Raw genomic sequence first — 20,103 nt, 5'->3', positions numbered from 1 at the left:
CTTACCGCGTAGGGTAGTTGGGTGCCTCGCGCGTGATCGCCACGTCGTGCACGTGGCTTTCGGCGAGGCCCGCGTTGGTGATCTGCACGAACTGTGCGCCCTTGCGCAGATCCTCGATCGTAAGGCTGCCGGTATAGCCCATTGCCGCCTTGATCCCGCCGACCAGCTGATGGATCACGTCCTTCGCCGGGCCCTTGTAGGGCACCTGCCCCTCGATCCCTTCGGGCACCAGCTTCATCGCCGATACGTCCTGCTGGAAATAGCGGTCCGCACTGCCGCGCGCCATCGCCGTCACGCTGCCCATCCCGCGATAGGCCTTGAAGCTGCGGCCCTGGTAGATGAAGGTTTCGCCCGGCGCTTCCTCGGTCCCGGCCAGCATGGACCCGATCATCACGCAGCTTGCGCCTGCCGCCAGCGCCTTGGCCGCATCGCCGCTGGTGCGAAGTCCGCCATCGCCGATCACCGGGACGCCCGATTTCTCGGCTTCCTCGGCAGAATCCATGATCGCGGTGAGCTGCGGCACGCCGACGCCCGCGACGACGCGCGTGGTGCAGATGGAACCCGGCCCGATGCCGACCTTCACCGCATCCGCGCCCGCATCGATCAGCGCACGCGTCGCCTCCGCGGTGGCGACATTGCCCGCGATGATCTGGACCGAATTGGACAGCGTCTTGGCCCGCTCCACTGCTTTGAGAACATCGCGGTTATGGCCGTGCGCGGTGTCGATGATGACGACATCGACTTCGGCATCGATCAGCGCCTGCGTTCGCTCGAAACCCTTGTCGCCCGTGGTGGTCGCCGCCGCCACCCGCAGGCGGCCGGCCGCATCCTTGGTCGCGTTGGGATAGGTGACGGCCTTTTCGATGTCCTTGACGGTGATAAGCCCGATGCAGCGATAATCTTCGTCCACCACGATCAGCTTCTCGATCCGCCGCTGATGCAGCATCCGCCGCGCCTCTTCCTGCCCGGTGCCCAGCGGCACGGTGGCGAGGTTGTCGGTCGTCATCAGTTCACGGATCGGCTGCCGCACGTTTTCGGCGAAGCGCACATCGCGGTTGGTCAGGATGCCAACCAGCTTGCCGCCGCGATCCGTCACCGGAATGCCGCTGATGCGGTTCGCGCTCATGATTTCCTGCGCTTCGCCCAAAGTCGCGTCAGGCCCGATGGTGATCGGGTTGACCACCATCCCGCTCTCGAACCGCTTGACCGCGCGCACCGCAGCCACCTGCTCCTCGATATCGAGATTGCGGTGCAGCACACCCATGCCGCCCAGCTGCGCCATGGCAATCGCCATGTCGGCTTCCGTCACGGTATCCATTGCAGAGGATATGACGGGGATGTTGAGCGAAATCTCGCGCGTGAGGCGGGTGCGCGTGTCCGCCATGCTGGGCAGCACCTCGCTGGCGGCGGGGCGCAGCAGCACGTCGTCGAAAGTGAGTGCTAGGGGGATTTCCTTGAAGGCCACGGCGGGCACCTTTCGCAAGCTGGGTTGGCGATCCCGAGCCCGGCTTGTGCCGTGCGACTCGAACATCGCGGGGGAGTTGGAACCACTGTCTTGCAGGCGGCCCTTAGCGAGGCGAGCGCCGCTTCGCCAGTGGCCCGTGGTGACTATTTCACGAAGACATCAGGCGCCCTCTTCCATCAGACCGTGCTTCTTGATGCAGTGGCGCAGCTGATCGTAGCTGAGGCCCAGCGCCTTGGCGGTCTGCCGCTGGTTCCAGCGGTGCTTGCCCAGCGCGTGCTCGACAATGGAACGCTCGTGGTTGTCGACCGCCGCGCGAAGGTCCGCCACATCGTCGAAATCCGGCCGCGCGGGAGCCGTTTCCTTCGGCTTCTGCGGCGAATGCGCGCTGCTGGCCGGCGCGCTCGATTCGGGCTTCCACGGGCTGTCGAACGGATCGAAGACAATGTGGCCGACCGGTCTTTCCGGATCGTCCCAGCGATAGACCGCGCGTTCGATCACGTTGCGCAGTTCGCGCACGTTGCCGGGCCAGGCATAGTCTTCCAGCTGCTGTGCGACATGCTCGGCAAAGCCCGGCCAGGCCTCCCACGCCAGTTCCGCCGCCATGCGCCGCCCGAAATAGTCCGCCAGCACCGCAACATCGCCCTCGCGTGCCCTGAGCGGGGGGAGCGTGATGACCTCGAAGCTGAGCCGGTCGAGCAGGTCGGCGCGAAACTCGCCGCGTTCGGCCTTGGTCGGCAGGTCTTCATTGGTGGCGGCGACAATCCGCACATCGACCCGCAGCGGGCGCGACGATCCGATCCGGGTGACTTCGCCATATTCCACCGCGCGCAGCAGGCGTTCCTGCGCGGCCATGGACAGCGTGGCGAGTTCGTCCAGGAACAGCGTGCCGCCGTCGGCTTCCTCGAACCGGCCCTCGCGCGTGCGGGTCGCGCCCGTAAACGCGCCTGCCTCGTGACCGAACAGCTCGGCCTCGATCAGGGTTTCGGGCAGCGCCGCGCAGTTCATGGTGACGAGCGCTTCGCCCCACCGCCCGCTGAGGCGATGGAGGCGCTCCGCGATCAGTTCCTTGCCCGTTCCGCGTTCCCCGATGACGAGCACCGGACGCTCCAGCGCGGCGGCGCGGCTGGTCCGCTCCACCGCATCGAGAAAGGCGAGCGATTGCCCGACGAACTGATTTTCCCGCTCCATGCCCCGAATATAGTGGGATTTCCCAAGGCTTGGCAATTATCCCCAACATGCCGTTCGTCGAAAAATCCCGAAACGGCTGAAATCCGGCCTTTTCTCCAAACTGGCACGGCGGTTGCAAAGTACCGGGCAATACCAAGGAGGAGACAGATCATGCACGAACAAGCCCATCCCAAGCGCACTTTCGGAGCGGCCGTGCTGGTCACGATCCTCGCCGTGGGCGCACTGGTCGCCATGAATCCGCCGTCGGTCGATGGCCCTCATGAAGACGGCCCGCTTATGCTACAGGTGACGGAAATCGCATGACCGACCATACTGACCCGCCGGGCCGCAACAGCCGCCTCTCGCGCCTCGACAACGAGGTCGAGCGGCTGCGCCGCAGCCCCACCCCCGCGCAGGAACGCCGATCAGGCGCGCAGCGGGCTGCGGACTGGACAGACCCGGACAAGGTCAACCAGAAGCTGGGCGATTTCATTTCATACGGAGCACCCTTCATGGGCATTTTCAGCCGCACCCGCGACATCATCGCGGCCAATTTCAACGAAATGCTGGACAAGGCGGACGACCCTTCGAAGATGATCCGGATGATCATCCTCGAAATGGAGGAAACGCTGGTCGAGGTCCGCGCGAGCGCCGCGCGCACCATAGCGGACCAGAAGGAAATGCACCGCCACACGGTGAAGCTGGACAAGCTGCAGGCCGACTGGGGCGAGAAGGCGCAGCTCGCGCTGAGCAAGGATCGCGAAGACCTGGCGCGGGCCGCGCTGGTCGAACGCAAGAAAGCTGCCGACATGAGCGAACAGCTCAAGGCGGAAATCAGCGTGCTCGACGATTCGCTGCGCGCCTACGAGGAAGACATACACAAGCTGCAGAGTCGCCTGCGCGAAGCGCGCAGCCGCCAGACGCAGATCGCCGCACGGCTCGAAAGCGCCGAAAACCGCGTGAAGCTGCGCAGCCTGATGACGACCGAGCGGGTCGACGAGGCGCTGACCCGCTTCGACGCGCTCGAACGCCGGGTCGATTACGCGGAAGGCCGCGCCGACCAGCTCAAGATGGAAAGCGAGAGCGGCAAGCTGTCGCTGTCCGACGAAATCGCCGCCCTCGCAGGATCGGACAAGGTCGACGAGGAACTGGAAGAAATGAAACGCGCGCTCGGCAAGGGAGCCGACGACGCGAAGAAGGGGAATTGAGCCATGGAAGAACTTATGGTCGCAACTGTCGCCATCGCATTCCTACTCGGACTCCCATGGCTGATTCTGCACTACGTCACGAAGTGGAAGACCGCTGGCGGCAGCATCACCGGTGACGACGAGGCACTGCTGGAGGAGCTCTACAACCTCACCAAGCGTCTCGACGAGCGGATGGACACGGTCGAGCGACTGGTCGCTCACGACCATGCCGACTTCAAGCCCGCTCGCCTGATCGCCGACAACCAGGCCGACAACGAGGAACTCGATGAACTGGAGGCGCTGCTCGCCAGGAAGCGCGCCGAACACAAGGAAACCCGCGCATGAACACGTCTCGCACCACGCTCTACAAGGACGAGCAGAACGCCAAGCTGATGGGCGTCTGTGCAGGCCTGGCCGACTATACCGGGGTCGACGTGCTCTGGTGGCGTCTCGGCATGCTGTTCATGATCTGGCCGAGCGGAGGGCTCATCCTCGTCGCCTACCTGATCATGGGACTTATGCTGAACAAGAAGCCCTCGCACCTCTACACCGCCGACAAGCAGGAGCAGAAATACTGGCAGGGCGTGCGCGCCAATCCGAAGCGCACCGCGCGGGAAATCCGCGGCAAGCTGCGCGAGATCGACCGTCGCCTGGCGAATGTGGAGGAGCACTATGTCAGCTCCAACCCGCGCCTCGACGCTGAGATCGAACGCCTGCGCTAAGACATTACGAATTAGGGGAGAATGAATCATGGGTGAGCTAATCGGACTGGCCGCAGTCGTCCTGATCTTCGGCATCCCGCTGCTAGCGATCTGGACATCGCACCAGCAGAAGATCGCCAAGATGCAGGTCGAATCTACCGCAGAGAACACCGCCGAAAAGGCCGCACAATACGCCACCCAGATCCAGCGGCTCGAAGACCGGATGCAGGTGCTCGAAAGGATCGTGACCGACAAGGGCTACGACGTCGCCACCCAGATCGAAGCTCTGCGCGATGCGCGCAGCCACGATGAAGCGGCGGGCACCGCGCTCGACTTCGACCGCAAGGAGCGTGCGTGATGGAAGACCTCTTCACCGGCCCCGGCATCGTCGTGGTCATCATTGCGCTTACGACGGGCGGATGGCTGATCAACAACTGGATCCGCGCCAAGCACGGCTACGATCTGGAAGACGAATGGGGCGGCAAGACGAGCCGCGCGGACAAGTCTGCCGAAACCGAAGCGCTGCGGGCAGAGAATGCGAACCTGGTCCAGCGGCTGGACGATCACGCCGACCGTCTGAAAGTGCTCGAAAAGATCGTGACCGAGCGCGGATATTCGCTGTCCGACGAAATCGAGGCGCTTCGCCGTGACGAGAGCAGCGGCGTGCCGATCGATACCGGCACAAGGGAGAAAGTATGATGCCGTTCGAAATGACTGGCGAAGTGATCGCGATTGTCGGCCTGGCCGGTGTCGCGGGCTGGGTTCTCACCACCTGGCTGCGGATCAAGCACGGCTACCCGCTGGAAAACAGCTGGGGCAAGGCGGTCTACCCGAAGGACAGCGAAGAGCGGGTGAAACTGCTCACCCAGGAAAACGCGCAGCTTCGCGCCGAACTGGGATCGATCAAGGATCGCCTCGGCAATGTCGAGCGGATCGTGACCGACAGCGGCTACGCGCTGACCCATGAGATCGAAACGCTGCGCGACAGGCAGGAGGCTAACTGATGAACTGGGCTGCAGCCATTGTCCTGATCGTGCTGATCGGCGCCACCGCCAGCATTCTGCGGGCGCGCTACAATGCGCAGGCCGGAATCACCGAGGACATGATGGGCAACCAGACCATCACGCACCGGCCCGAAGCCAAGCCCCAGGCCGATGAAGAGGCGCAGCGCGAAATCGCCGCACTCAAGGAGCGGATCGAGGTTCTCGAACGCATTGCCTACGACAAGAATAGCGCCACGGCACAGGAACGCGCCCGAATTTCCGCTGAAATCGACGCCCTGCGCGAGGATAAGGACTGATACGGCCCCGCCCTGCGGAGGACCGAGCGAGGAGGATTGAAGTCATGGAGCCGACACTCGTCATTGCCGCCACGTCGCTTCTCGGCCTCGGCATGGTTGCCGCCGCGCTGCTGCGCGCATGGGAAGGCTGGCTGGCACTCAAGCGACGCGAGCTGGACGCGATTGCCCGAGGCGACGCAGAGCCCGACGATACGCGCGGCGGTGGTCGCATCGCGCTGGCCGACCTGCGCGAACGCATCCGCAAGCTGGAAGCCCTCGCCAATGGCATAGACCTGTGAGCGGCGCGCGCAGCCAGGCGGCGCAGGCGGGAATCGGTCTTGGCAGCGCCATCGCGGTCGCCATCTCCTGGTCGCTGCACCAGTCGATCATATGGGCGATCATCCACGGCTTCCTCTCGTGGTTCTACGTGATCTATTATGCGCTGACCCGCCCCGGAGGCCTCTCGGGCTGAGCTTCGTCTCCCCTTGAGGGGACAGGGTTTGTTGCTACATCGCCCCCATGCGCAGTCTCGACGATATCCGCGAAGAATACGAATTCCTCGAAGGGGATGAACGCTATCGCCTGCTGATCGAGCTGGGGCGCGATCTTGAAGACATGCCCGACGCGCTCAAGACCGACGCCACGCTGGTGCGCGGCTGTTCGGCGGCGGTCTGGGTCTATCCCACCGGAGAGGGCGAAAAACTGCACTTCCTGGCGGACAGCAACGCCGCCATCACCAAGGGCATCGTCGCGCTGGTGATCGCCGCCGTGCAGGACAAGCCTGCGGCACAGGTGGCGCAGATGGATGTGGTCGCTGCGCTCGAACCCTTCGACCTGAAGAACCAGCTCTCCAGCAACCGGACGCAGGGCGTGCCCAACATGATCGCACTGGTGAAGGAACACGCCGCGCGGATCGCGGGCGGATGATCGCTTGACGCTAAAGCGGCACCTCTACCGGCTGCTCGGCTTCATGGCCGTGGCCCTCGGCGCGGTCGGTGCGGCTCTGCCGATCATGCCGACGGTGCCGTTCCTGCTGCTGGCGGTGTTCTTCTTTGCCCGCTCCAGCCCGGAGCTGGAGCGCAAGATCCTCGATCACCCTCAATGGGGCTGGCAGGTGCGCGACTGGCGCGAACGCCGCGCCATCAATCGCCGCGCCAAGGTCATGGCGATTGGCGCGATGGCGACCGGCGCGGTGGTTACGTACTTCACCCTGGGCCACCCCTGGTACTGGGTTTCGGTTGCCATCCTGGTGATCTGCGGAGCATGGATCGCGACGCGGAACGAGTAGCGGGTCGGCGGCCAGGCTCGGCCCTCACCGCCCGCTCGTGTAATCGATCCGGATGCGTACCCAGCTTCCGATCTGTGGCTGGCCGCCGAGCATCGGGGGGCGAACCCGGAACTGCCATGCTGCGGCCAGAATAGCGCGGTTCATCATCGAACCTTGCGGATATTCGGCGATCGGCACGCAGTCGACCACGCGGAATTCCGGTGCCGTCTTGCACGCGATCAGACCCCAGCCCGGCCCGCTCGCGGTAGAAAGGTATCCGGCCAGTTCGCTTTCGTCCGGTTCGCGGTACCAGCGCGCAGCGTAAAGCGGCTGCCCGTTGGGCGCGGTGCCGACCACTTCGGAGTCCTTGACCCCCGATCGCGCCCCGGTGTCGACCGGCCCGTAGACCTGCTTGGGCGCTTCCGGCTGCGCCGGGCGCGGCGGTTGCCGGGACGCAGGCAGCTGAAATGGGGTCGTGATGATCGGCTCTCGCACCGGCGGTGTGGGCGCGGCCTCGCGCTGGACAGGCTCGGGGCGCTCCATTCGCGGTTCGGAGGGGGCTGCTCGCTGCTCGGCAGGCGTCTCGGCCTTACTCGGCTCCTGCTCGGCCTGCTCGCGATCTTCGGATGGCTCGCTGGCGGCCTTCATATCGACCACGGTGAGACTTTCCGGCGCCGCTGCGGGCTTGTTGTAGCCGTTCAGCGTCAGCAGGAGGATCAGCAGGATCGCCTCGATCAGCAGCGCGGCGACGAGCCCTATCAGCCGCCGCCCGCGCTCGCTGCGCAGGGGCTCCAGCAGCGGGTGATCGGCAAGGGACTCGGTTCGGGGCAACGGGCCTCAGGGCGGGAATGGGCCGGGCGCACGATGCGCGCCGGGGCGACTGGATAGGATCGCTGCGGCGCAGGGGCAAGCGAAGCGGCTTGCCCGAGACCGCAAGACGTTACGCCCCAGCGCTGTCGCGCACCACGGCAATGCCCGCCTCGCGCTGGCGCTTCAATTCGGCCTTCAGCTTGGCCGGGTCGTGCGCCCACACGAAGCCGAAGCTGACCCCGCCCTCCTTGCCGATCGTCGCGTGGTGCAGCTTGTGCGACTGCACCAGCCGCTTGGCATAGCCGCGCTTGGGCACCCATTTGAAATAGCGCTGGTGCACCAGCCCGTCGTGGATCAGCGAGTAGATCACGCCGTACAGCATCACGCCCAGGCCGATCCAGAAGGCGGGCTCCCACGCGGCGTCGCCCATCACGTAGGGGCTGCCGATGCAGAACAGCGCAATGCTGATCGCCGCGCCGACCACCGCGTACAGATCGTTCTTTTCGAACCGGTTGTCGTGCGGCTCGTGATGGTCGCGGTGCCAGCCCCAGCCGAAGCCGTGCATCACGTATTTGTGCATCGCCCAGGCATAGAACTCCATGCCGACCAGCGTGACGGCGACGATTGCGATGATCTGCCACAGGCTCATGCCCCGGCCCCTTCTTCTACTTGCTGCGCATCCGCCTTGCGGCGCGCCGAGGGCAGCGCCCACCAGGGCAGCTGCGGATATTGATGATGTTCCAGATGATAGCCGAAATGGAAGCAGGTGAGAAAGCTTGCAAGCGTGCCGAATTCGTCGCTGCGCGCCTGGTGCCGGTCGACGAACGCGTCATCCGCGTGGCGGTGCGGGCGGTAGGTGCCGAAATAGAACAGCTGCAGCGAGCTGGCGATGGCGGGCGCCGCGTAGAGCAGCAGAAGCTGCGGCACCGGCACATCCAGCGCCAGCCACAAGGTGACCACCACGCAGCTGACCCAGATCAGCGATCCCAGCCCGAAATAGCGCCGCAGGAACGTGGCGTACCAGGGCCAGAAGGCGCGCGGGTTCTCCGCGTCGAAATCGGGGTCGCGCGCGGTTCCGGCATGGCGGTGATGCGCGAAATGCGCCTTGCGCAGCGATTCGAAGGAGAAGCCCGCGTACAGGAACAGCAGCACGGTGCCGATCGCGGCGTTCGCGCGCGGCGATCCGGGCACCAGCGATCCGTGCATCGCATCGTGGCTGACGATGAACAGGCCGACCGACAGCCAGCACAGCACCAGCGCCATGGTCAGCGCCAGCGGCAGGCTCGCCCAGCTCAGTTCGAACACGAAGAGCGCATAGGCATGCAGGCTGACCCACCCGCCGAAGACGGCCAGCGCCAGCGCCAGCCCGATAAGCGGCTGCCAGGTCGGGCCGTATGCGGAACGCGTTCTCATGGAGGGGGTCATAGGCGCGCAATCGGCCGCGCGTAACCCGGTCCTTCGCATCACCCTTCGTTCGGGGTGTCCGTCGCAGCTTCCGGGCGGGCGAAGAAGTACGAGGCGATTTCCTCGCCGATCCGGGCGGGCCGCAGGCTTTCCGCATCGATGCAGCACCAGCTGGACTTGACCTCGGCCAGCACTTCCCCGCCCCGTTCGATCACCGTGTGATAGAAGGCGCGCGCGCCGCGCGTGCTTTCCAGCACGGTGCGCGCGATGATGTCGTCTTCGAGGAAAGCAGGCTTGCGGTAGGTGATCTCGTGCTTGAGCGCGACCCACGCACGCTCCGCCACGGCTTCGGCAGGCGCGAATTTCCGCCAGTGCGCGAGCACGGCGTCCTGCACCCAGCCGAGATAGCGGGCATTGTTAACATGCCCCATGAAGTCGATATCGGCGGGCTTGATATCGATAGGATGAGAGAAGGGCTTTGCTGACATACGTGTAAATTAGACGATAAGTCCTTTCATTACCATGACCAGTACGAAGCTTTTTCAGCATTTTTCGCAGTGGATGCGCACGCAGCTTGCAACGATTTCGCGGCCCATGCACTAGGACAGGCATGAGCAAGAGCAACAAGAGCCTCTCCGGCGCAGCCATCGCCGCCGGTGCCGCAATCGGGTCCGCCGCCATCGCCGCCGGACTTCTGTATGTCACCAAGCGTCGCAAGGGCGCGGATGGCAAGGACGGGGAGCCGCGCCAGTTGCCCGCCATCCCGTCGGGCGAAGACCCCCAGACGGACTAGGCCGACGCACGAGGCAGAGTGATTGGGCCTGCCGGAGCCTACCTTTTCCGGCATTACCGTATGAAACGAATGAGGGAGGACACCCGATGAAAGCCGTACTGACCAAGGAAGTGGGCGGGCCCGAAACGCTGGTGGTGGAAAACATCGATACCCCCGCGCCCGGCAAGGGCGAAGTGCTGGTCGATGTCGCAGCCTGCGCGATCAATTATCCGGACACGCTGATGATTCGCGATCTGTATCAGTTCAAGCCGGAGCGTCCCTATTCGCCCGGCGGGGAGATCTCCGGCACGATTTCCGCGATCGGCGAAGGCGTCGAGGGCTGGCAGGTCGGCGACCGCGTTCTCTCGGGAATCGGGAGCGGTGGCCTGCGCGAACAGGTCGCGGTGGAAGCCGGGCGGCTGTTCAAGGTGCCCGAAGGCATCGACCTGGTCGAATCCTCGGCCCTGCTGATGACCTATGGCACCATGATCCACGCACTTAAGGATCGCGGCGATATCAAGCCGGGCGACACCGTGCTGGTGCTCGGTGCAGCAGGCGGCGTCGGCCTCGCCTCGATCGAACTGGCGAAGGCGTACGGCGCGAAGGTCGTGGCCGCGGTCTCCAGCGAGGAGAAAGCCAAGGTCGCCAAGGATGCGGGCGCGGACGAAACGGTCGTTTACGAGCGCGCCCCGTTCGACAAGGATGCCTCCAAGAAACTCGCCGGCGATTTCAAGAATGCGGTCGGCCCCAATGGTGCGGACATCGTGGTCGATATCGTCGGCGGCGACTATTCGGAGCCTGCCCTGCGTTCGATCGCATGGGAAGGCCGTTTCCTGGTGATCGGCTTCCCGGCGGGGATCGCCAAGATGCCGCTCAACCTCACGCTTCTGAAAAGCTGCGACATTCGCGGCGTGTTCTGGGGCGCCTTCGCCGCGCGCGAACCCCAGCGCAATGCGCAGAACATCGCCGAGCTGTTCGAGTTCTGGAAGGACGGCAAGATCAGCCCGCAGATCAGCGAAACCTTCAGCCTCGACGATGCCGGCAAGGCGATCGAGAAGCTCGACAACCGGCAGGCCATCGGCAAGCTGGTCGTGGTGATGGACAAGTAGCAGCTCGCTTGCCGCAGGCGCGCGGCGCGCCTATCTCGGCGGCAGGATACAGCCACGCCCGCGTGGCATACGAAAAGGCAGCAGGACGATGACCGATTTCAACGATCGCCGACGCGGCGAAGAAGCCAAATATGCAATGGACGAAGAAACCGCGTTCAAGGTGGCTGCGCGCCGCAACCGCCTGCTGGGCGAGTGGGCGGCGGACCTGATGAACCTGACCGAGGAAGAGACCGACAGCTACCGCAAGGCGGTGGTCCAGGCTGATTTCGAGGAAGCGGGCGACGAGGACGTGATCCGCAAGGTGCTGGGCGATCTCACCGCAGCGAGCTGCGATGTGGACGAAGCCGCCGTGCGCGCCAAGCTCGCCGAGTGCGAGGTCGAGGCACGGCGCCAGCTGATCGGCGGGGCCTGATCCCATGCCGATGCAGGCGAACGAAATCGAGGAAATGATCAAGGCCGCCCTGCCCGGCGCAGAAGTCGAAATGCGCGACCTTGCCGGGGATAACGACCACTGGGCGGCCAAGGTCACCGCTCCGCAATTCGCGGGCAAGAGCCGCGTGCAGCAGCACAAGCTGGTGTACGAGGCGCTGGACGGGAAGATGGGCGGCGTCCTCCACGCCTTGCAACTCACCACCGAGCCTCCCAAGTGATTGTCCGTACCTAAAGAAACGGCGGTTTATTACTCATGGCAGATACCAAAGAACGCATCTCCGGCATTGTCGGCGAGAACGAGGTCGTCCTTTTCATGAAGGGCACGCCCCTGTTTCCGCAGTGCGGCTTTTCGAGCCGTGCGGTGCACATCCTCGACCATTGCGGCGTGACGTACGAAAGCGTCGACGTGCTGCAGGACATGGAAATCCGCCAGGGCATCAAGGCCTATTCGGACTGGCCCACGATCCCCCAGCTTTATGTGCAGGGCGAATTCGTGGGCGGGTCCGACATCATGACCGAAATGTTCGAAGCCGGCGAACTGCAGCAGATGTTCACCGACAAGGGCGTGAAAACCGCCGACTGATTTCCCGAGAGGCCTGGGGGGACATGCCTCTCGGGACGGGACTTCGGGGAGGCGGAGCCGGGAGACTATCGGCCCCGCCTCGTAACGAAGATCAGGGATGCCCGCTCCTATGCATCCCCTGTGCCAAGTTTGAAATCCGGCGAATTTTCGCGGTTCAGGCTGGTTAGCGCCGAAAACCGGCGGGGCAGGATTGTAAGAAATCCCGACAGCAGGCGAGGTCCGCAGGGTGGCTGAACAGGAAACGGACAAGGCGAACCCTGCGCAGGGCATTCCGGCCGCGACCGTCGTGATCTTCCGTACGGCACCCGATGGCGGTCCGCCGCAGATCCTGATGCAGGTCCGCTCCCGTTCGCTCGCCTTCGCAGGCGGGATGGCGGTGTTTCCCGGCGGCCGGATCGATGAGAGCGACCGGGTTCTTGCCGAAAGCGCGGGCCTGGCGGATCGAGACGAAGCGGCGCACCGGATTGCCGCCATCCGCGAAACGCTGGAGGAAACCGGCCTGGCGCTGGGCCTCTCCGGTACGATCGACGCGGAGCGTGCTGCGCAGGCGCGCACCTTGCTCGACAAGGAAGGCGCCCTTTCCCCAGTGCTGCGGCATTTCGACTGGCAGCTTGCTCTGGACGATCTGGTGCCCTTCGCCCGGTGGTTTCCACAGAACGAGCGTTTGTCGCGGGTTTTCGACACGCGCTTCTATCTCGCCGATCTGGGGACCGGCGCGGTCGACATCGCGGTCGATGCGCAGGAAAACACGCATCTGTTCTGGACCAGCGCGGCCGAGGCGCTGCGTTCCGCCGACGAAGGCAAGATCGACGTGATCTTCCCCACCCGCCGCAATCTGGAGCGCCTCGCCCCTTTCGCCACTTTCGAAGAGGCCCGCGCACATGCGGAGGCGACACCGGTGCAGACGATCATTCCCTGGGTCGAGAAAAGCCCTCAGGGGCGCTTCCTGTGCATCCCGGGCGACGCTGGCTACCCGGTAACCTCCGAGAGGCTGGACGAGGCCAAACGCGGCTGAAAAGGCATCCGCCGCCTTCGCCCCGTCCCGACGCCTTGCGTCCGAAGTTCGAACCCTCCCTGGAGCCAGAATCAAAAAGCCCCGGTACCCTTGCGGGCCCGGGGCTTTTTAATGGCGCGCCCGAAAGGATTCGAACCTCTGACCCCCAGATTCGTAGTCTGGTGCTCTATCCAGCTGAGCTACGGGCGCGCGTGAGGCGCCGCACATAGGCAGGGTGCCGGGACATGGCAATGCCTTTGTCGCAGAAATGAAGGTTTTCTCGAAAAATCGACGATTTTTCCCAAAGTGCCTGCCCTCTCACCCGAAAAAGCGGGCGCAAAGCTGCCGGTCCAGCGGCGGCTTTTCCAGCTGCGCAATCCGATGGGGCGCGAACCATTGCCACTCCCCACCCTCGCGCGAGATGGGCCGACCGCTCCAGCCCGGGCAATGATACAGCAGCAGCAGGATCGGCCGCGCGCGTGTGCCGCCGCCCGGCTCGTCTGCGGCGAAGGCCGCTTCGCGCATTGTTTCGGGATCGAGCGACAGGCCGCACTCTTCCTCGATCTCTCGCACCAGAGCCTCGCGCGCGCCCTCGCCCGCGTCGATCTTGCCGCCGGGAAACTCCCACAGCCCGGCGTGCGCCTTCCCCTCCGGGCGTCGGTGCATGAGCCACCGGCCATCGCCATCCGGGCCGATCGCGGCGGCCACCACCGGCAGATATGTCGGATTGCTTTCCACGTTCGACCCTCGACTTTACGGCTGTTTAACCCTGATTTGCGAGAAGGCACCAGCAGCGGGAGCCGATGTGCCTTCCAGACTGCGCGGTTTGCAGTCTGGTGGGGGTTTGGGATGAAACGGTTCTGGATAAGGCTCGGCCGCGACACGGCCGGCGCAACAGCCGTCGAATACGGCCTCATCCTCGCCTTCGTATTCCTTGCGATGGTGAGTGCGGTCGGCAGCTTTTCCAATCAGGTCATCAACACCTGGGATACCGTGACCGACACTTCGAAGGAAGCCGTCGAACAGAGCCGATCCCGCGCAACTTAGGGTTTCTTAACCTCTGGGCTCTAGACCGGCACGAGCTCTATTCCAGGGGACATGGACAGAGCCGGGTAACGAAGACGAAACAGGAGACCGACAATGAAATTCTTCAACGAACTGCTGAACGACGAACAGGGCGCGACCGCCATCGAATACGGCCTGATCGCCGCTCTTATCGCCGTCGCCGCAATCACCGCGATGGGCAGCCTCGGCAACCAGCTGGGCAACACCTTCGGCGAAGTGAAGACCAAGATGGCGAACGACCAGTCCGGCAGCTAAGTAGCAGCCGAGATCAACTCGCTTCACAGCGAAACATGAAAACGGCGGGGATCGATTCCCCGCCGTTTTTCTATGCGCGGTGGATACGCCCGGGCCTCAGCGTCCGCGCACCACCAGCTTGACCTGCTGGCCCGCGCGCAGGCCTTCGTTCGAATCGAGGCTGTTCAGCACGCGGAAGCGCGCTTCCTGACCATTGCTGTAGGCCATCCTGCGCGACAGCGAAGAAACCGTATCGCCGCGCTGCACCGTCACGACATCGATCACCCGCGGCACGACCTGCGCGGCCTCGGTCGAGCTGATCCGGCGGAAGGACTGGAACATCGGCGTGAACACCCCGGACCGGCCTGCGGGCGCGATCGCCTGATAGTAGTAATACTGCCCCGCATCCATTTCGTAGGCGAACACGGTCACATCCACCTGCCCGTTGCTCGTGCTGGCGCGCGCGGTGCCGTAGGCCGCCGGCAGCCCGTTGACGGTGGTCCGCTGGATTTGCGGATTGAGCGCCTGGCCCTGGCCCGAAAGCGACTGGAACGCGCTGCTGACGAATTGCGTCAGGCTGCCGCTGGCCTGGGCCACGCGCAGCTCCGCCTGTCCCGACTGGCCGTTGATCGTCACCTGCTGCGCGCCGTTGACGAGGTAGAAGCCCTGCGGCGCGGTGAAGGCGAAACGCAGATCGGGATGGATGAACTGACGCCCTTCGATCACGCCCTGCTCGGGATCGTCACCATAGGTCAGCCCGTCGATATTGCGCAGGAAGACATCGCGGTTGAGTGTCGCACCCGTCTTGCCGGCAGCCAGTGTGGCCGCGTCGCGCACGCGCGAGGCGGGATCGGGGTGGGTCGATGCCCACTCGGGCAGGCTGGCATTGTCACGGCCCTGCAGCTGCGCATCGAGCGCGGACTGGCGCGCCAGACTTTCGAGCACGGTGCTCATCGCCAGCGGATCGTAGCCTGCGCTGCTGAGATAGTTCACGCCCAGAACGTCGGCTTCGCGCTCCTGATCGCGGCTGAAGCTGAGCGTCAGAAGCTGCGAGCCCTGCAGCGCCGCGCGGCCGAGCGTGGAGCCCAGCTGGCTGTCGCCGAGCAGGATTCCCGAAAGGATCGCACCCGCAGCGCCGAGCAGCGTGTTCTGCTGCTGCGCCTGCTGGCGCCTTTGCGCGTGGCGGGCGGCCACGTGGCCGACCTCGTGCCCCAGCACCGCGGCCAGTTCCGCTTCGTTGTCCATCAGCGCCACCAGCTGGCGCGTGGTGTAGACATAGCCGCCGGTCGTGGCGAAGGCATTGTTGACCGAGGAATTCAGCAGCGAAACAGTGAAAGCGCTCTGCGAATTGGCGAGGCCCGACTGCACGGCGATCCGCTGCCCGACATCGCGCACATAGCCGGCGGTGTTGCCCTGCATGGCGCCGCCGAATTCCTGCAGGATCTGGCTGTGATACTCGCGGCCCTGCTGGGCTTCGTTCTGGGTGATCGGCGTGTTGGCGCTCGGTATATTGCCCCCGCCAACGGCGGCGCAGCCGGTCAGGCCGACGGCAAGGGCTACGGGCGATGCGAGGGCAAGAAGCTTGCGGCGGCTCATACGGAAATTCTCCCCTGATGCGGTCCTGCGAGGGGCGCATCACGCACGCCGCCCGCTTATCCTGCGTTCAACAGGTCAGGCGTGCGCGCGGTTCCCGAACATGATTCTGGCGGGCGGGAAGAAAGCCGTTCAGCCGCCGATGGCGACGTAGCGATCGGCGCGGGTTTCCTGCAGCCGCGCGACATCCTGCCCGGCCAGCTTGCCCAGCTCGTCGTCGATCGTATCGGCGAGGTTGCGGATCGCCTGCTGCGGATCGCGGTGCGCGCCGCCAACAGGCTCGGGCACGATCCGGTCGATCACACCGAGCTCATGCAGATCCTGCGCCGTCACCTTCATCGCCTCGGCAGCGTCGGCCGCCTTTTCCGCCGTGCGCCACAGGATCGAGGCGCACCCTTCGGGCGAGATCACGGAATAGACCGCGTGTTCGAACATCAGCACGCGTTCGGCGCTGGCAAGGGCCACGGCTCCGCCCGACCCGCCCTCGCCCACGATGGTTGCCACCATGGGCACGGGCAGCGCGAGGCACGCCTCCGTCGAACGGGCGATTGCCTCGGCCTGGCCACGCTCTTCCGCCTCGATTCCCGGAAACGCGCCCGAGGTATCGACCAGGGTGACGACCGGCAGACCGAAACGACCGGCAAGGTCCATCAGGCGGATCGCCTTGCGATAGCCTTCGGGCTTGCCCATGCCGAAATTGTGCCGGAGTCGGCTTTGCGTGTCGTTGCCCTTTTCGTGCCCGATCAGCATCACCTGCCGTCCGCGCAGAGTGGCGAATCCGCCGAGGATCGCCTCGTCCTCGCCGAAATAGCGATCCCCGCCCAGCGGCATGAAATCGGCGAACGCGTGCTCCACGTAGTCGCGGAAATGCGGGCGCTGCGGGTGCCGCGCCACCTGCGTCTTCTGCCACGGGCTGAGCGAGGCATAGAGCCCCTTCAGCATGTCGGCACTCTTCGCCTCGAGCTTGGCAAGCTCGTCGGTCATGTCGATCCGTCCGTTGTCGCCCGCCGATTCATTGGCGGCGCGCAATTCGGCGATCTGAGCCTGCAGCTGGGCCACGGGCTTCTCGAAGTCGAGAAAAGTCAGCATTCCGGCTCGCTATCCGTCTGTTGTTCCCTGCGCAAGCGTCCATGCTCGGCCAGGGGGTGCCTTTCGTTGACAAGCGCGACCAGCCGCGCCGCCTCGACATGCGTGTAAATCTGCGTGGTGGCGATATCCGCGTGGCCGAGCAACGTCTGCAACGCGCGCAGATCCGCCCCGCCCTCCAGCAGGTGCGTGGCGAAGGCGTGGCGCAGCACGTGCGGGCTGACCTTCGCGGGCGCAATGCCGGCGCGCTGCGCCAGTGCCTTGATCAGCTGATACAGCCGAATGCGGGTGAGATGGCTGCTGCGCGAGGGAAACAGCCAGGCAGAGCCTTCGGGCCGCACCACCAGCCACCGGGACACCGCCTCTGCGGCGCGCCCACCCATCGGCACCAGCCGTTCCTTCCCGCCCTTGCCGGTGATGGTGAGAAATGGCGCATCGCGCGGCACTGCGGCGAGCGGCAGGGCGACAAGTTCGCTCGCCCGAAGGCCGGAACCGTATAGCAGTTCGAGCATCGCAAGCAGGCGAAGCGCAGGCGGATCGTCATCGCCCGCTTCGGATTCGGCCTGCGCGAAAAGCGCTGCGATCTCCGCGTGGGCCAGAACCTTGGGCAGGTTGCGGCGCGGGGCGGGTCTGGGGAGCGCGGCAGCCGGATTGTCGGCGCGCAGCCCCTCGTCCTCCAGAAAGGCGAAGAACTGCCGGAGAGCAGAAGCCTTGCGCGCGACCGTTGCCGGGGCAAGGCCTGCCCATTTTTCCCCCAGCTTTGCCAGATCGCCCCGGGATACGCTTTCCAGTGCGCCGACGAGCGCCTCCGCACCTTCCAGGTCGCGGCGATAGGCTGCCAGCGTGTTCGCCGCCGCCCCGCGGTCAACCGCCAGGGCCGCCAGGAAATCCTCGATTGCCGTGCTCGCCATGGTCAGGCGCGCGACACCGCCTCCGCCGCGATCATGCGGGCTTCGGCCTCCAGCCCGCTCTGCCGGAGCGCGGAGATGATGTGATAGAGGTGACGCGGCGTCATCCGGTTCCAGTCGTCGCCCTGCATGCCCACACCCATCAGCAGCGCCACCAGTGCGGCATTCTCCACCTCGCCGGCGCGCGAGATCGCCGCGCTCCAGCGGGTTTCACGCGTCAGTTCGAGGTTAAGCTCGCGATTCCACGAATTGCGCGTACCGCTGGAAATGCGGCCGAGACCCGCAAGGCCCGCCACCAGCATGCGCGTGCGCCGCTTGCCCGTGCTGTCGTCACCGTCGCGGAAGGAATCGATCGCCCCGCTCGATACACCGCCATCGGCATCGGGCAGCCCCACCGCAAGCATGCCCCACGCCATGCCGCCTTCGTCGACGATATCGCTCCAGCGCGCGGCATCGCGGTCCAGCCCGGCGGTGAGCATGGAGGCGATCAGCGGCCCGGCATCTGCGGCGAACTGGTCGCTGGCGGGGATTCGCGCGGAGGCATAGGCGGTCAGCACCTGCCGGTCGTGCGGGATCTGCGCCCCATCGCCCCAGATGGAGCGGAGCGCGGCCACGCGGGCGGCGGGGTCTGCATCAATATAGGCGGTCCGCAGCTGTGCTGCGTCGGCCCCGGCAGGGCCATCACTGCCGCTTGCCGCGTATACCTGCGAATAAAGGTCCACCAGCGCCGAAGACGAGAAGATTCCTTCGCGTGCCGCGCGGCGTGCGCCGTCGATCCGCAGGGAAAGCGGAAGCGATGGCAGCGTGGCGGCGGAGCGCTGGTAATAGGGGCCCGCATCGTCGAGCAGGCGTTCCGGAATGGTGGCGCCCAATGCAGCCGCAAGGCCGTAACGCCACGGGGTCAGTTCATCGACATCGTCCCATTCGATGGTGACGGTGTTGTTGCCCAGACCCGCCGCTCCCGCGAAACGCTGTGCCAGCAGCACGTCGATCGCGTTGAACTCTGCATCTTCGCTTTCGCGCATCCGCACCAGTTCATTGCGCGCGCGAGACGCCTCTCCGGCATAGGCGGTGCAGATGGAGCGCAACATGCGCCATTCCGCATCGTCGCGGTATCCGCCGCGCAGCACCGCCAGCGGGCAGGCACCCAGCACATCGCCGGTAGCGATATAGGCGTCGACCGCCGCGTTCGCGAGCCGCCCGTTCCACGCATCGACGTCCACATCCTGCGCAATCGCGCGGGCTGCGGCGAATTCGCCCATGCGGTTGAGAAGCTGTGCCCGCAGCCCGGCAAATTCCGATCCGCTCATTCCGGCAGGCGGAGCGAGCCGGCTGGCCAGCGCACGGCGCAAGGTGATGTGCCCCCAGCGCGACACGAGCCGCCCCTGCGTACCGGCAATCGCCGCACGGACCAGCGCTTGCGGCTGGCGCGCGAGGGATACGGCAGGCAGGCCGCCCTCGTCCTCGTTCAGGATGCCGACCCGCGAGGTGGAGCGGCGCTGGGCCGGCGGAATGTCGAACTTGGGTTTCAGGCCGAGGAGTTCGTCGAGCTCGTCGGTGTCGAGTGCTTCCAGTTCTTCGAGCGTGGGCAGGCGACTGGACGATCCGCCGCCCGATCCACCGCTGTCTTCGCCGTCGTCGCCCGAAGCGTCACCGCCATCACCCTCACCGGTATCCTGCACGACCGGTGTGGCGTTTGCGTTCGGCTCCGACGCCGGGCTCGGCGCAGGTGCCGGAGCGGGCGCTGGCGCCGGAGCGGGTGCAGGATCGTCGAGGCCCGGAGGAAGGATCGATTCAGGGTTGCCCGCCGCCATCGCGATCGGCGCGGCCAGCACCAGCAGACCGGCCCCGGCCAGCAGACCGGCCCGTACGCGCATATTCATTCCGCAACCTCCGGCAAATCAATCGCATGGGCCATCGGCCGCAGGGGCTGTTCGCCCCCGTCCCACCATGCCCAGCCGAGCACGAGCAGCACGGCGGCTGCGCCCGCGCCGATACGCAGCCAGGTGCTTTGCGAAATCTGTGTCTGCACGCGTCCGATACCCTT

At 65.4% G+C, this 20,103-nt stretch carries 32 protein-coding genes and 1 tRNA gene; 20 read left to right on the top strand and 13 right to left on the bottom strand.

Annotation, left to right across the window (positions count from 1 at the left end; all coding sequences use genetic code 11):
- Position 1: 1 nt before the first annotated feature.
- Positions 2-1,465, bottom strand: a complete 1,464-nt coding sequence (gene guaB / locus ADAD_RS0109525; RefSeq protein ID WP_010413079.1) for an IMP dehydrogenase — start codon at positions 1,463-1,465, stop codon at positions 2-4.
- Between the two features lie 159 nt (positions 1,466-1,624).
- Positions 1,625-2,653, bottom strand: a complete 1,029-nt coding sequence (gene pspF / locus ADAD_RS0109520; RefSeq protein ID WP_010413077.1) for a phage shock protein operon transcriptional activator — start codon at positions 2,651-2,653, stop codon at positions 1,625-1,627.
- Between the two features lie 150 nt (positions 2,654-2,803).
- Here pspF and ADAD_RS17120 point away from each other — a divergent pair, with 150 nt between their 5' ends.
- From ADAD_RS17120 to ADAD_RS0109460, 12 genes are read left to right on the top strand one after another with little or no spacing between them, the layout of a single operon-like run.
- Positions 2,804-2,956, top strand: coding sequence for a hypothetical protein (locus ADAD_RS17120; protein ID WP_010413075.1), 153 nt, complete (start codon positions 2,804-2,806; stop codon positions 2,954-2,956).
- The gene (gene pspA / locus ADAD_RS0109510; protein WP_010413073.1) at positions 2,953-3,840 is read left to right on the top strand and encodes a phage shock protein PspA; all 888 of its coding nucleotides are present in this window, start codon (positions 2,953-2,955) and stop codon (positions 3,838-3,840) included. Before ADAD_RS17120 ends, pspA begins: the two co-directional genes overlap by 4 nt.
- Before the next feature lie 3 nt (positions 3,841-3,843).
- On the top strand, positions 3,844-4,164 hold the full coding sequence (pspB, locus tag ADAD_RS0109505; RefSeq protein ID WP_010413071.1) for an envelope stress response membrane protein PspB: 321 nt from the start codon (positions 3,844-3,846) through the stop codon (positions 4,162-4,164).
- A complete protein-coding gene (gene pspC, locus ADAD_RS0109500; protein ID WP_010413069.1) occupies positions 4,161-4,541 on the top strand; it encodes an envelope stress response membrane protein PspC in 381 nt (126 codons plus the stop codon). Before pspB ends, pspC begins: the two co-directional genes overlap by 4 nt.
- 28 nt (positions 4,542-4,569) lie before the next feature.
- Positions 4,570-4,878 (top strand): hypothetical protein, encoded by a 309-nt coding sequence (locus ADAD_RS0109495; RefSeq protein WP_010413067.1) that lies wholly within the window; start codon positions 4,570-4,572, stop codon positions 4,876-4,878.
- Positions 4,878-5,219: a hypothetical protein gene (locus ADAD_RS0109490; protein WP_010413066.1), complete on the top strand. Its 342-nt coding sequence runs from the start codon at positions 4,878-4,880 to the stop codon at positions 5,217-5,219. The genes ADAD_RS0109495 and ADAD_RS0109490 overlap by 1 nt, the downstream gene beginning before the upstream one ends.
- Positions 5,216-5,524, top strand: a complete 309-nt coding sequence (locus ADAD_RS0109485; RefSeq protein ID WP_010413063.1) for a hypothetical protein — start codon at positions 5,216-5,218, stop codon at positions 5,522-5,524. The genes ADAD_RS0109490 and ADAD_RS0109485 overlap by 4 nt, the downstream gene beginning before the upstream one ends.
- Positions 5,524-5,820, top strand: a complete 297-nt coding sequence (locus tag ADAD_RS0109480) for a hypothetical protein (RefSeq protein WP_010413060.1) — start codon at positions 5,524-5,526, stop codon at positions 5,818-5,820. Before ADAD_RS0109485 ends, ADAD_RS0109480 begins: the two co-directional genes overlap by 1 nt.
- 44 nt (positions 5,821-5,864) lie before the next feature.
- Entirely contained in the window at positions 5,865-6,098 is a 234-nt protein-coding gene (locus tag ADAD_RS0109475) for a hypothetical protein (RefSeq protein WP_010413057.1), read from the top strand.
- Entirely contained in the window at positions 6,095-6,271 is a 177-nt protein-coding gene (locus ADAD_RS17115; RefSeq protein WP_010413054.1) for a hypothetical protein, read from the top strand. Before ADAD_RS0109475 ends, ADAD_RS17115 begins: the two co-directional genes overlap by 4 nt.
- Before the next feature lie 47 nt (positions 6,272-6,318).
- Positions 6,319-6,726 carry a SufE family protein gene (locus tag ADAD_RS0109465; RefSeq protein WP_010413051.1) on the top strand — a complete coding sequence of 136 codons (408 nt, stop codon included), beginning with the start codon at positions 6,319-6,321 and terminating at the stop codon, positions 6,724-6,726.
- A gap of 4 nt (positions 6,727-6,730) precedes the next feature.
- Positions 6,731-7,087, top strand: coding sequence for a YbaN family protein (locus ADAD_RS0109460; RefSeq protein WP_010413048.1), 357 nt, complete (start codon positions 6,731-6,733; stop codon positions 7,085-7,087).
- 24 nt (positions 7,088-7,111) lie between these two features.
- Here the strand turns inward: ADAD_RS0109460 and ADAD_RS0109455 are convergent, their stop codons facing one another.
- From ADAD_RS0109455 to ADAD_RS0109440, 4 genes are all read right to left on the bottom strand, one after another.
- Complete coding sequence (locus ADAD_RS0109455; RefSeq protein ID WP_010413045.1) at positions 7,112-7,897, bottom strand: hypothetical protein; 786 nt, start codon at positions 7,895-7,897, stop codon at positions 7,112-7,114.
- A 109-nt stretch (positions 7,898-8,006) separates the two neighbouring features.
- Positions 8,007-8,525, bottom strand: coding sequence for a sterol desaturase family protein (locus ADAD_RS0109450; RefSeq protein ID WP_010413042.1), 519 nt, complete (start codon positions 8,523-8,525; stop codon positions 8,007-8,009).
- Positions 8,522-9,289: a fatty acid desaturase gene (locus tag ADAD_RS0109445; protein WP_010413040.1), complete on the bottom strand. Its 768-nt coding sequence runs from the start codon at positions 9,287-9,289 to the stop codon at positions 8,522-8,524. Before ADAD_RS0109445 ends, ADAD_RS0109450 begins: the two co-directional genes overlap by 4 nt.
- 50 nt (positions 9,290-9,339) lie before the next feature.
- Complete coding sequence (locus ADAD_RS0109440; RefSeq protein WP_010413038.1) at positions 9,340-9,768, bottom strand: acyl-CoA thioesterase; 429 nt, start codon at positions 9,766-9,768, stop codon at positions 9,340-9,342.
- A 122-nt stretch (positions 9,769-9,890) separates the two neighbouring features.
- Here ADAD_RS0109440 and ADAD_RS0109430 point away from each other — a divergent pair, with 122 nt between their 5' ends.
- From ADAD_RS0109430 to ADAD_RS0109405, 6 genes are all read left to right on the top strand, one after another.
- Positions 9,891-10,073, top strand: a complete 183-nt coding sequence (locus ADAD_RS0109430; protein ID WP_010413035.1) for a hypothetical protein — start codon at positions 9,891-9,893, stop codon at positions 10,071-10,073.
- An 86-nt stretch (positions 10,074-10,159) separates the two neighbouring features.
- Positions 10,160-11,161 (top strand): NADPH:quinone oxidoreductase family protein, encoded by a 1,002-nt coding sequence (locus ADAD_RS0109425; RefSeq protein ID WP_010413031.1) that lies wholly within the window; start codon positions 10,160-10,162, stop codon positions 11,159-11,161.
- Between the two features lie 88 nt (positions 11,162-11,249).
- Complete coding sequence (locus tag ADAD_RS0109420) at positions 11,250-11,573, top strand: DUF1476 domain-containing protein (RefSeq protein ID WP_010413030.1); 324 nt, start codon at positions 11,250-11,252, stop codon at positions 11,571-11,573.
- Positions 11,574-11,577: 4 nt separating this feature from the next.
- The gene (locus ADAD_RS0109415) at positions 11,578-11,811 is read left to right on the top strand and encodes a BolA/IbaG family iron-sulfur metabolism protein (RefSeq protein ID WP_010413028.1); all 234 of its coding nucleotides are present in this window, start codon (positions 11,578-11,580) and stop codon (positions 11,809-11,811) included.
- A gap of 35 nt (positions 11,812-11,846) precedes the next feature.
- Complete coding sequence (grxD, locus tag ADAD_RS0109410) at positions 11,847-12,176, top strand: Grx4 family monothiol glutaredoxin (protein ID WP_010413026.1); 330 nt, start codon at positions 11,847-11,849, stop codon at positions 12,174-12,176.
- 226 nt (positions 12,177-12,402) lie between these two features.
- Positions 12,403-13,191 (top strand): NUDIX hydrolase, encoded by a 789-nt coding sequence (locus ADAD_RS0109405; RefSeq protein ID WP_010413024.1) that lies wholly within the window; start codon positions 12,403-12,405, stop codon positions 13,189-13,191.
- Between the two features lie 112 nt (positions 13,192-13,303).
- Here ADAD_RS0109405 and ADAD_RS0109400 read toward each other — a convergent pair.
- Positions 13,304-13,380 (bottom strand) — tRNA-Arg (locus ADAD_RS0109400).
- A gap of 108 nt (positions 13,381-13,488) precedes the next feature.
- Positions 13,489-13,908 carry an NUDIX domain-containing protein gene (locus ADAD_RS0109395; protein WP_010413022.1) on the bottom strand — a complete coding sequence of 140 codons (420 nt, stop codon included), beginning with the start codon at positions 13,906-13,908 and terminating at the stop codon, positions 13,489-13,491.
- A gap of 111 nt (positions 13,909-14,019) precedes the next feature.
- Between ADAD_RS0109395 and ADAD_RS0109390 the strand changes: the two genes are divergently transcribed.
- Positions 14,020-14,217 carry a Flp family type IVb pilin gene (locus tag ADAD_RS0109390; protein ID WP_010413021.1) on the top strand — a complete coding sequence of 66 codons (198 nt, stop codon included), beginning with the start codon at positions 14,020-14,022 and terminating at the stop codon, positions 14,215-14,217.
- 93 nt (positions 14,218-14,310) lie between these two features.
- Positions 14,311-14,490, top strand: a complete 180-nt coding sequence (locus ADAD_RS0109385; RefSeq protein WP_010413019.1) for a Flp family type IVb pilin — start codon at positions 14,311-14,313, stop codon at positions 14,488-14,490.
- 96 nt (positions 14,491-14,586) lie between these two features.
- Here the strand turns inward: ADAD_RS0109385 and ADAD_RS0109380 are convergent, their stop codons facing one another.
- The 5 genes from ADAD_RS0109380 to ADAD_RS17110 all read right to left on the bottom strand — a co-directional run bounded on the left by ADAD_RS0109380 (position 14,587) and on the right by ADAD_RS17110 (position 20,088).
- Positions 14,587-16,065 (bottom strand): M48 family metalloprotease, encoded by a 1,479-nt coding sequence (locus ADAD_RS0109380; RefSeq protein ID WP_010413017.1) that lies wholly within the window; start codon positions 16,063-16,065, stop codon positions 14,587-14,589.
- A 129-nt stretch (positions 16,066-16,194) separates the two neighbouring features.
- Positions 16,195-17,151 carry an acetyl-CoA carboxylase carboxyltransferase subunit alpha gene (locus ADAD_RS0109375; RefSeq protein WP_010413015.1) on the bottom strand — a complete coding sequence of 319 codons (957 nt, stop codon included), beginning with the start codon at positions 17,149-17,151 and terminating at the stop codon, positions 16,195-16,197.
- Complete coding sequence (locus ADAD_RS15800; RefSeq protein WP_010413012.1) at positions 17,145-18,059, bottom strand: tyrosine recombinase; 915 nt, start codon at positions 18,057-18,059, stop codon at positions 17,145-17,147. Before ADAD_RS15800 ends, ADAD_RS0109375 begins: the two co-directional genes overlap by 7 nt.
- Positions 18,060-18,061: 2 nt before the next feature.
- Complete coding sequence (locus tag ADAD_RS0109365) at positions 18,062-19,939, bottom strand: hypothetical protein (protein ID WP_010413010.1); 1,878 nt, start codon at positions 19,937-19,939, stop codon at positions 18,062-18,064.
- On the bottom strand, positions 19,936-20,088 hold the full coding sequence (locus ADAD_RS17110) for a hypothetical protein (RefSeq protein WP_192807583.1): 153 nt from the start codon (positions 20,086-20,088) through the stop codon (positions 19,936-19,938). The genes ADAD_RS0109365 and ADAD_RS17110 overlap by 4 nt, the downstream gene beginning before the upstream one ends.
- Positions 20,089-20,103 lie beyond the last annotated feature (15 nt).

The organism is Citromicrobium sp. JLT1363, assembly GCF_000186705.1.
GTDB lineage: Bacteria > Pseudomonadota > Alphaproteobacteria > Sphingomonadales > Sphingomonadaceae > Alteriqipengyuania.
Note: the sequence above shows the minus strand (reverse complement) of the source record. Positions and strands in the feature narration are given on the sequence as shown.